Below are 8,972 nucleotides of genomic sequence, written 5' to 3' on the forward strand. Positions count from 1 at the left end.
GCTTATATTGATTTTTATTTTAATTAGATTCAAATACTGTTTGATTATCTATTTCTGTTTGAAGTGCTTTTAATCCCCTTAATACCAAGTTTCTTCTTATTTTCTTGCTATCTACATCACTTAAAGTTGGATTCCCTAGTGGATATGGTATACCTACTGCTGGTACTATTCTATTTGCACCTATCGTTAAAGAAATTGGTACTACTGTACATATATGAACTACAGCAATTCCTGCCCTTTCTATTTCTTTTACCATCGTTGCACCGCAACGTGTACAAGTACCTCACGTAGAAGTAAGTATAACAGCTTTAACACCATCTGCTACTAATTTCTTAGAAAAGTCTTCTCCAAAACTTTTAGCATTGCCAACACTCGTTCCCGTACCTGTTGTAGTTACAAAATAGTTAGCTAACTCTCCTATTACACCTTCTTTTTCTAACTCTCTTAAAACATCAAGTGGGACTACTAAGTTAGGATTTTCTAACACATAAGCTCTATCATATCCTCCATGTATTGTTGTGAAATCGTCTTTTGACATAGAGTCCATTCCTGTTAAATCATATATACCATACTTTGTAGCACTTGAAGATTCTATTCTATCTGGATTATCAATTGGAACTATACCTCCTGATGTAACTAATGCAACCTTTACTTTTGATATATCAACTATTGCTTTAGCAGGATCAACTCTATCAAACTCTGGCATAGGATACTCTGTTATATAGTTTTGTTTATTCATTTTTCTAACTAACATTTCTACTGCTCTTTCAGAACCCCTTAATTCATGGAAGTAGTTAATTCTTACTCCTCTTTGAATATAACCTTCAACCTCTGGTGGACCTACTTCTTCACCTTTTGCTAACTTTATACCAATACTTGCCATTTTAGGGATAGATTTTCTTAAATCTGCTGCTGAGCTTTTAGTTGATACTATATATAAATCAATCTTAAACATATCAACGCCTGGATTTTCAACATACATTCCTGTAACTACCGGTATATTTAATTCTTCTTCAACTTTTTTACATATACTACCACAAGCAACTCCATATCTACCTGCATTAAAAGCTGGCCCTGCTATAAATATGTCTGGTCTTTCCTCTTTTATCATTTCTAATAATACTTTACTAGCTTCTTCAATATTTTCTCCAAAATATGAATCTCCACAGATTACAGTTGCTACTATTTCAGCTTCCTCACCTAATGACTTTTGAAGAGCTATTCCAGGACCTACTACTCCAACTCTTTTTTCAGGTTTTATATCAGCTTTTTCTTCTCCTCCAATTCCCGCAAAGAAATTGTTTATATAGTGAACTACTCTTAACTTACTCATAAAATTCCCCCCTATTTAATATTAATAGTATCTAGCTGCTAGGTGGTTGTATCCATTTGCTATGGTCGAAGCTATGATTATTTGAATCTCCGCATACATACTTCCATCCTCTTCAATACAACCTTTATATCCACCTATCATCATCTCTACATACTCTAAAGTACCTATTACTTTATCCATAGCTGGGAAATGTACTACTAAATTACCTTGACCACAAGACACTAATGCATCAGCTTCTTTAGTTGCATCTGCTACTGATTGACTCTTTCCATCTTTTCCAGGAAACTCATCTGTTATTAATACAACATCACAACCTACGTTAGTACATTTTTTACAGTTCATCATTAAATCTGTATCTGGGTTTCCATATCCTTCTTCTGTTATGATAATTCCATCTACTCCTAAGTATTCAACTAACTTTGCAACCATATCAGAACTTCTTTCTTTATCCATTAAAAACACATTTTCATTGGTTAATACAACTCCTACAAAGTTTAAATCTTTCCCATGTCTTTTGTATAAGTCTTCTATAACTGGATTGTTTAAGTGATGGAAGGTAGTTACCTTATCACAAGGTGCAACGCAATTTCCTGATATTATAGCCCCATCCATGATTTCTGTTGGATACATAAATGTAGGAACCATTTGCTTAGCATCTACTCCATAGTAATAGGTATCATGTAAAAGCCCTTGAGATTGTAACATGTGAACATATGCTACTGTAGGAAGATTTTCATATTCTTTTATCTGCTTTGCTAATGGTTTTGTTTCGTATGTTACTATTTCATCTGGCTCTACTTCCTTACCTGATTGCCCTATATATGTAGCAACTTTAAGACCTGCTATTCTTGCAGCTGCCTCATAGTTATGAGTTTCTAAATTTTCCTTAGGCTCTACTACGATACAAATATTATTTGTATTTGAAAATGGTGTATACTTTGCAGTTGGTCCGCTCATATCAATTACGCCTTCTTGAAAACCTACTATACTACCGCAAGTTACTACACAAGCTCCAATTAATGCATGAGTTCTTCCTTCTCCTACTGTTTTAACCTTACTTATAATCCCTGGAAATATTCCACTTTCAGAGTCTACTTTAACTCTTGGCTCTATGACATCTTTTACTGGAGCAATTCTAATTGACTCACCCGGTCTAGCTAACTCAACTTTAACTTCTTTTATTCGTTCATCTTCTAATACTAATCTCTCAACTTCATCTTTATTTACGTATAGAGTTGATTTTACTACCTTAGTTTCTGTTCCAAATTGTACATCATTTATAAATATTTTACCTAATTCTAACTTCATTAAAATACCCCCTTTTGTTTATATGATATCTTGTTTGCTATTTTTAGGTATTAATCTTTTATCTTAACGCCTTCATAACATAGCGCATATGGCTTTGGTTTAATATATTTTCCCTTACCTTTTTCACCTACAAATTTTCCTCTTTGTGCTACAAGGCTACCACGTAAAAATACCTTATCAGCTATTCCATATCTTTCAAATCCTTCAAAAGCTGCATAGTCAGTTCCTTCATAACTATCAGCATGTGTAATAGTTCCTCTATAAGAAGGATCATATATTACAATATCTGCATCTGAACCTGGAAGTATAGCTCCTTTTTGAGGATATAGTCCTACTATTTTTGCAGGTGTAGTTGCAAATATATCTACAAATCTTTGTTTTGAAATTTTTCCTTTTTCAACTCCTTGAGTCCAAAGCATAACCATTCTATCTTGTACACTAGGACAACCATTAGGAATTTTTGCAAAATTATTAAGACCATCTTTTTTCTTTTCAAAGCCACCTTTAACAGCTGCATGGTCTGAACCTACAGCAAGCAAATAATTATTTTTTATTGCATCCCACATAGCATCAATATGTTCATCTGTTCTAAGTGCTGGTGAACATACATATTTAGCACCCTCAAAGTTTGGTTTTTCTAAGAAGGATTGATTTAGAGTTAGATAATGAGTACAAGTTTCTCCGTATACTGGTAATCCTTTTTCATTAGCAGCTTTAATATGTTGCATCGCTCCTTTTGATGAAACATGGACTACAAATAAAGGGCATCCAGCAAGTTCTGATAGATAAATAGCCCTTTGTGTAGCTTCATCTTCAACAATAGGAGGTCTTGAATATGCGTGATAAACTGGCTCAGTTTTCCCTTGAGATAATAACTGATTTTGCAGAGTATATACCATATCTCCATTTTCAGCGTGAACCATAATAGTTATTCCATAATCCTTAGCTATTTGCATACCTTTAAATATTAAATCATCCGGTACCATAAAAGGAGTATATTTATATGCCATAAAAAATTTAAGAGTTGTAATACCTGCATCAACCATCTTTGGAATTTCCTCTAGCAAACTTTCATTAGTATCCATAACCATTCCATGGAATGAGTAATCAGATGATGATTTTCCATCTGCAAATTCTTTATTTTGTATATCAATAGATTCAATTATACCTTTACCTTTAATCTGAGGAGCAAAGTCAACTATAGTAGTTGTTCCGCCTACAAGTGCTGCATGAGATGTTTCAAAAGAAAGTGTAGCAAAAGAACCCATATGTACATGTTCGTCTACTCCACCTGGAATTACATATTTATCAGTAGCATCTATTACCTCATGACCATCCTCACATAAGTTTAGACCAATTTCTATAATTTTTTCTCCTTCTATAAGGATATCTGAAACAAATTCGTCATTAGCAGATAAAATTGTACCATTTTTAATAACTATACCCATATACATACCTCCCATTTAAAAATTACTTGGCTCACTTAGCAAGTTCTCATCCCGTTTCTAAAATTTGAAAAGGAGGCACTTTATATTATGTACCTCCTATGTTAGTAAATTATTTGTTATTTACTTTTAATACTATTTATTATCATACTTTCTAGATGGTTTAGTATATACACTTGAGTCTATCCCTTCTAAGTACTCAACAACCTCTTCAACAGAAACAACATCACAGAACTTAGCTTCCATATCAAATAAGTTCCATTCAATAACTCCAGGAACTCTATCGCCAATTGTTCCTCTTGGAACTATCGTTTTAAATCCGTATCCTGTAGAATCCATTACTGTATGTCTAACACATGCACAAGAAGTAGCTCCCATTACTATTAATGTATCTACACCTAAGTAATTAAGAGTTTGAGCTAAATGAGTTCCAAAGAAGTTAGATGCATATTTTTTATGTATAACTGGCTCTTCTGGTCTTGGCTTTAATTTAGGATCTATTTCCAACCAATCAGTGTTAATATCAAGAGCACTCATAGGTATTTTTTCATCCCATCTTGGAAGATCCCATTGTTTTTCTCCAACATATCCAGTTGTAGTATGAAATATTGGTACTCCAGCTTTTCTTCCTGCTTCTAAAACTTTAAGTGCCTCTGCACAAACTTCTTCAGATTTATCACAAGTAAATGGATGACCTTCACTCATCCAAGCCTTAGCCATATCAACAGTTGTTATAGCTGGTGCTTTACCATAACCCATCTTTCTCATAAATCCTCTTTCTTTGTAAACTTCCCTTGCTTCATCAAATGCCTTTCTTAATAGTTCCTCATCAAATTGATAATTATCAACAAATTTAAAATCCTTATTCTTCATAATAAAATATTCCCCCTTATTTATTTTTAAGGAATGTTTCCTTTGTCTTTATATATAGCAAGGTTCATGCCAAAAATAAATAAAGTTGAAAACTAAGCTATAAAGCTATTTTTCTGTTATAAAGTAATAATTCATTTGCAATTTTGCAAATGAATTAAATTATTTTATGTCTTATCCATTAATATTGTAGTTTTATTATAAATGCAAAAGAAAACCTTTTTTTGCATTTTTTCAAAATAAATCATAGATTTATCCCAAATTTATATATAGGTTATAAATTTTATTTTATATTTTATGTAAATTTTAATTTATACTTATTCATTTTTCTTGATAAGGTAGAGTAGTGTATTCCCAAAACTGCTGAGGCTTCTTCTAAGGTGTGATATTTTGAAATTGTATCTTCTATTATTGTTTTTTCATATAGTCCCATAAGATAATTTAGTTTTTCTTTCTTTATAAGATTACTACCACTTTTATAATCGGAAATCATTATTTGCGATAAAATTTTTCCAGGTATCATTTCTACTTCTATTGTTTTTTCACTTAAAATAAATAGATATTCTACTAAATTTTCAAGTTCTCTAACATTTCCTGGATAATCATATCTTAAAAGATAATTCATGGCTTCTTTAGATATTTCTTTATTTGTCTTATACTTATTATTAAGCTTTTTAATGAAATATTTTATAAATACTTCTATTTCTTCACGCCTTTCTCTAAGAGGAGGTATTGTAATTGGAAAAACATTAAGTCTAAAGTAAAGGTCTTGTCTAAATTTTTTATTTTCAACTTCCTGTTCCAAGTTTCTATTTGTAGATGCAATGACTCTTATATCAAGTTTAATACTATTTTTCCCACCTATTCTAGTAATTTCTTTTTCTTGAAGAGCACGAAGTAATTTTGATTGTACTAATAATTCTAACTCTCCTATCTCATCAAGAAATAAAGTTCCGCCATTTGCAAGTTCAAAAAATCCTATTTTCCCATTAGTAGAAGCTCCTGTAAAAGCTCCTTTTTCATATCCAAATAGTTCTGATTCAAATAATTCCTTTGGTATTGCTGCACAGTTTACTTTTATAAATATATTATCTTTTCTTAAACTTTGGCTATGAATATACTTACTTAATACTTCTTTTCCCGTACCTGATTCACCATATATCATAACTGTTGAATCAAAAATTGCTACTTTAGAAGCAAGATTTTCTGTATTTTTCATTGCTTTACTTGTAAATATATAATCTTCACTTTTATTTATTAAGTTTTTTAAATTTATTATCTTCTGATTTGCTTTTTTCTCTTTAGCAATATATTCCTTAATCTCTTCTTTTAACTTTGCAAGATCTTCCATATCTCTAGTATTATTTATGACACCTATTATTTTTCTGTTATTATCAAAAATAGGTTTTGCAGAGCTAATAGCTGACTTTCCAGTTATATATCTATGTGTTGTAGAAATAGACCTTCCATTTTTTAAAACTTCTAAAGATATTGCTTTATTTATAATTCCATTATTTAAAAGAGTTAAAAGATTCTTATTTATAATATCCTCTTTTTTTAAACCTGTAATATCTTCATACTGTGAATTTACATATATTATGTTTCCTTCTCCGTCTGTAATTAATATCCCATCATAAGATGAGTCAATGGCATACTTATAAAAGCTACTATTCAATATTTACTCCTCCTTTATTATTGGTAACTATTTATAAATTATCTACTTCATAATTTATTCTATTAATAAACATCTTATCCTCTAGCTATAGACGATATTATCTAAGAGTAGAATAATTACGTAAATTATAAGATATAAGCCCTATGTCATTAATCACGACTTAGGGCTTATATTTTATATATTAAATTTATTCTTGTTAATATAATCAATGGTATTGCTACTAATTAACACTATACTTGTTAGTACTAAATATGCCATTAAGCTTATAATCTGTTAATTTATCCTATCTGTCTATATATCGTTTAAAAACAATCTTTTTAGCCTGTTCATATGTAGCCCCTGTATCTTCTATCTCCTTAATAGAAATCCATATTTGATACGCTAGTACTAAATTCTCTTCTCCATATAATTCTAACTGTTGATCTAGTATCCACTTTGCCTTTATACTCTCTATTTCATCATTCCAATAGCTATCTTCTGGATAGTTTACTTTTACTTTTATATCTTCTGAACTAATACGCATAAAGTCATCCTCCCTGCGAATCCTTTTATACTACGATATTCAATATAACTGTGTCTTGTTACCTTAGTTATGTTTTTATATTAAAATGATTTATATATTTATATAAGTTAACAAAATATAGTAAATCCTTATATTATAATATATATCTAGGTTAAAAAATGGAGGTAATAAATGAAAATAGCTATATACTCTCGTAAATCCGTATTCACAGGGAAAGGAGAGTCAATAGAAAATCAAATCCAATTATGCAATGATTACATTAATTCTCACTACTCTGTTTCAAAGGATGATATATATGTATATCAAGATGAAGGTTATTCTGGAAGTAATACGAATAGACCTATGTTTAAAAAGTTACTATCTGATGCTAATAGTAAAAAATTTGACTGTTTAGTGTGCTATCGCTTAGATAGAATCTCAAGAAATATATCAGATTTTTCATCTTTAATAGAACATTTAAATAAATTAAACATTGACTTTGTATCTATCAAAGAACAATTCGATACATCAACTCCAATGGGAAGAGCCATGCTATATATTTCATCCGTATTTGCACAGCTAGAACGTGAAACTATCGCCGAACGCGTTAGGGATAATATGTATGAATTAGCAAAAACCGGACGATGGTTAGGTGGAAGAACCCCTTATGGATTCAAATCTTCTTGCATAACATATTTTGATGAAAATATGACACAACGTAAAATGTATAAATTAGAAACTGATAAAGAAAGTATGGAAGTTGTTAAATACATTTTCAATAAGTATATTAAACTTGGATCTCTAACTAAACTCCATAAACATTTATATGAAAATGGTATAAAAGGTCCTTACGATGGTAGCTTCTCTCCTAGCTCAGTTTCTACCTTATTAAGAAATCCTGCATATGTAAATGCAACTGAAGAAGTATTTAGCTATTTGAGAAGTAAACATTTTGATGTTATAGGATTTCCTGATAATAAACATGGTCTATTAACATATGCTAAAAATAGCTCTACTCCTATTGCCGCTTTAGCTAACCATGAAGGAGTTATATGCGCAAAAGATTGGATTAAAGTGCAGCAATTATTAGATATTAATAGTAATAAAGCTCCTAGGGCTGGAACTGGATCTAATACTTTACTTTCAGGCATTTTAAAATGTTCAATATGTGGATCAAGTATGAGACTATCATATAAAAGCTCAGCTAATGGAACTATCATTTATTATGTATGTGGAAAGAAAAAAACACTTGGTAAATCTGCTTGTAGCTGTAAAAATATAAGAGCTGATATAATCGAGCCACTAGTAATTTCTCGTATAAAAAATGTAAATGTAGAATCCATGATAAAAGAATATAAAAAATCTAAATTAATTAATAAACAAAACAATAAAGATCTAGACATAAAAATAAGCTCATTAAGTTCAACTATGAAAGAAAAAGAAAAACTTGTTGATAATCTAGTTATGCAATTAGCTAAATTTAAAGATAGCTTAGCTTCTTCTTTTATAATTAAAAAAATAGAAATGCTTAATAATGAAATATTAAATTTAAAATCTGAACTTGATTCTTTAAAAAGTCATACTCAAGAAATAAACAATTCAAATTTAAACTTAGATGTTTTAATAAACAATCTAAATAGATTCAATGATGAGATTGATAATGCTAATGTAGATAAGAAAAAACTATTATTAAATTCCATACTAGAATCCGTGGATTGGTCTTCTAGTAATAATACTTTAATAATTAACTATGTTGGCTTTAATCCTCAATTAAATTCACTAAACCCTACCGATAAAATAAACTCAAAGTTGCATTTTTAAACACAAAGCAGAAGCTAT

General features: G+C 30.3%; 7 protein-coding genes. 1 reads left to right on the plus strand and 6 read right to left on the minus strand.

All coding sequences use genetic code 11. The features are described 5' to 3' along the window. Positions 1–19: 19 nt before the first annotated feature. From grdF to JWF52_RS10590, 6 genes are all read right to left on the minus strand, one after another. Positions 20–1,333 carry a sarcosine reductase complex component B subunit beta gene (gene grdF, locus JWF52_RS10565; RefSeq protein WP_208333527.1) on the minus strand — a complete coding sequence of 438 codons (1,314 nt, stop codon included), beginning with the start codon at positions 1,331–1,333 and terminating at the stop codon, positions 20–22. Positions 1,334–1,354: 21 nt separating this feature from the next. Next, positions 1,355–2,641: a sarcosine reductase complex component B subunit alpha gene (gene grdG / locus JWF52_RS10570; protein WP_208333528.1), complete on the minus strand. Its 1,287-nt coding sequence runs from the start codon at positions 2,639–2,641 to the stop codon at positions 1,355–1,357. Between the two features lie 50 nt (positions 2,642–2,691). After that, the gene (gene hydA / locus JWF52_RS10575; RefSeq protein WP_208333529.1) at positions 2,692–4,089 is read right to left on the minus strand and encodes a dihydropyrimidinase; all 1,398 of its coding nucleotides are present in this window, start codon (positions 4,087–4,089) and stop codon (positions 2,692–2,694) included. 132 nt (positions 4,090–4,221) lie between these two features. Then, positions 4,222–4,959, minus strand: a complete 738-nt coding sequence (locus JWF52_RS10580) for an isochorismatase family protein (protein WP_286184110.1) — start codon at positions 4,957–4,959, stop codon at positions 4,222–4,224. 292 nt (positions 4,960–5,251) lie between these two features. Then, positions 5,252–6,631 (minus strand): sigma-54 interaction domain-containing protein, encoded by a 1,380-nt coding sequence (locus tag JWF52_RS10585; RefSeq protein WP_208333530.1) that lies wholly within the window; start codon positions 6,629–6,631, stop codon positions 5,252–5,254. 283 nt (positions 6,632–6,914) lie between these two features. Continuing rightward, a complete protein-coding gene (locus tag JWF52_RS10590) occupies positions 6,915–7,154 on the minus strand; it encodes a hypothetical protein (RefSeq protein WP_208333531.1) in 240 nt (79 codons plus the stop codon). Between the two features lie 171 nt (positions 7,155–7,325). Here JWF52_RS10590 and JWF52_RS10595 point away from each other — a divergent pair, with 171 nt between their 5' ends. Next, entirely contained in the window at positions 7,326–8,954 is a 1,629-nt protein-coding gene (locus JWF52_RS10595; RefSeq protein ID WP_208333532.1) for a recombinase family protein, read from the plus strand. The last annotated feature ends 18 nt before the right edge of the window (positions 8,955–8,972 follow it).

This window comes from Clostridium sp. CCUG 7971, from assembly GCF_017590215.1.
Lineage (GTDB): Bacteria > Bacillota > Clostridia > Peptostreptococcales > Peptostreptococcaceae > Faecalimicrobium.

Bases quoted from the DNA above. Each gene is read 5' to 3' on its own strand.
- grdG (WP_208333528.1), bottom strand. From the start codon at position 2,641: ATGAAGTTAGAATTAGGTAAAATATTTATAAATGATGTACAATTTGGA.
- hydA (WP_208333529.1), bottom strand. From the start codon at position 4,089: ATGGGTATAGTTATTAAAAATGGTACAATTTTATCTGCTAATGACGAA.
- JWF52_RS10580 (WP_286184110.1), bottom strand. From the start codon at position 4,959: ATGAAGAATAAGGATTTTAAATTTGTTGATAATTATCAATTTGATGAG.
- JWF52_RS10590 (WP_208333531.1), bottom strand. From the start codon at position 7,154: ATGCGTATTAGTTCAGAAGATATAAAAGTAAAAGTAAACTATCCAGAA.
- JWF52_RS10595 (WP_208333532.1), top strand. From the start codon at position 7,326: ATGAAAATAGCTATATACTCTCGTAAATCCGTATTCACAGGGAAAGGA.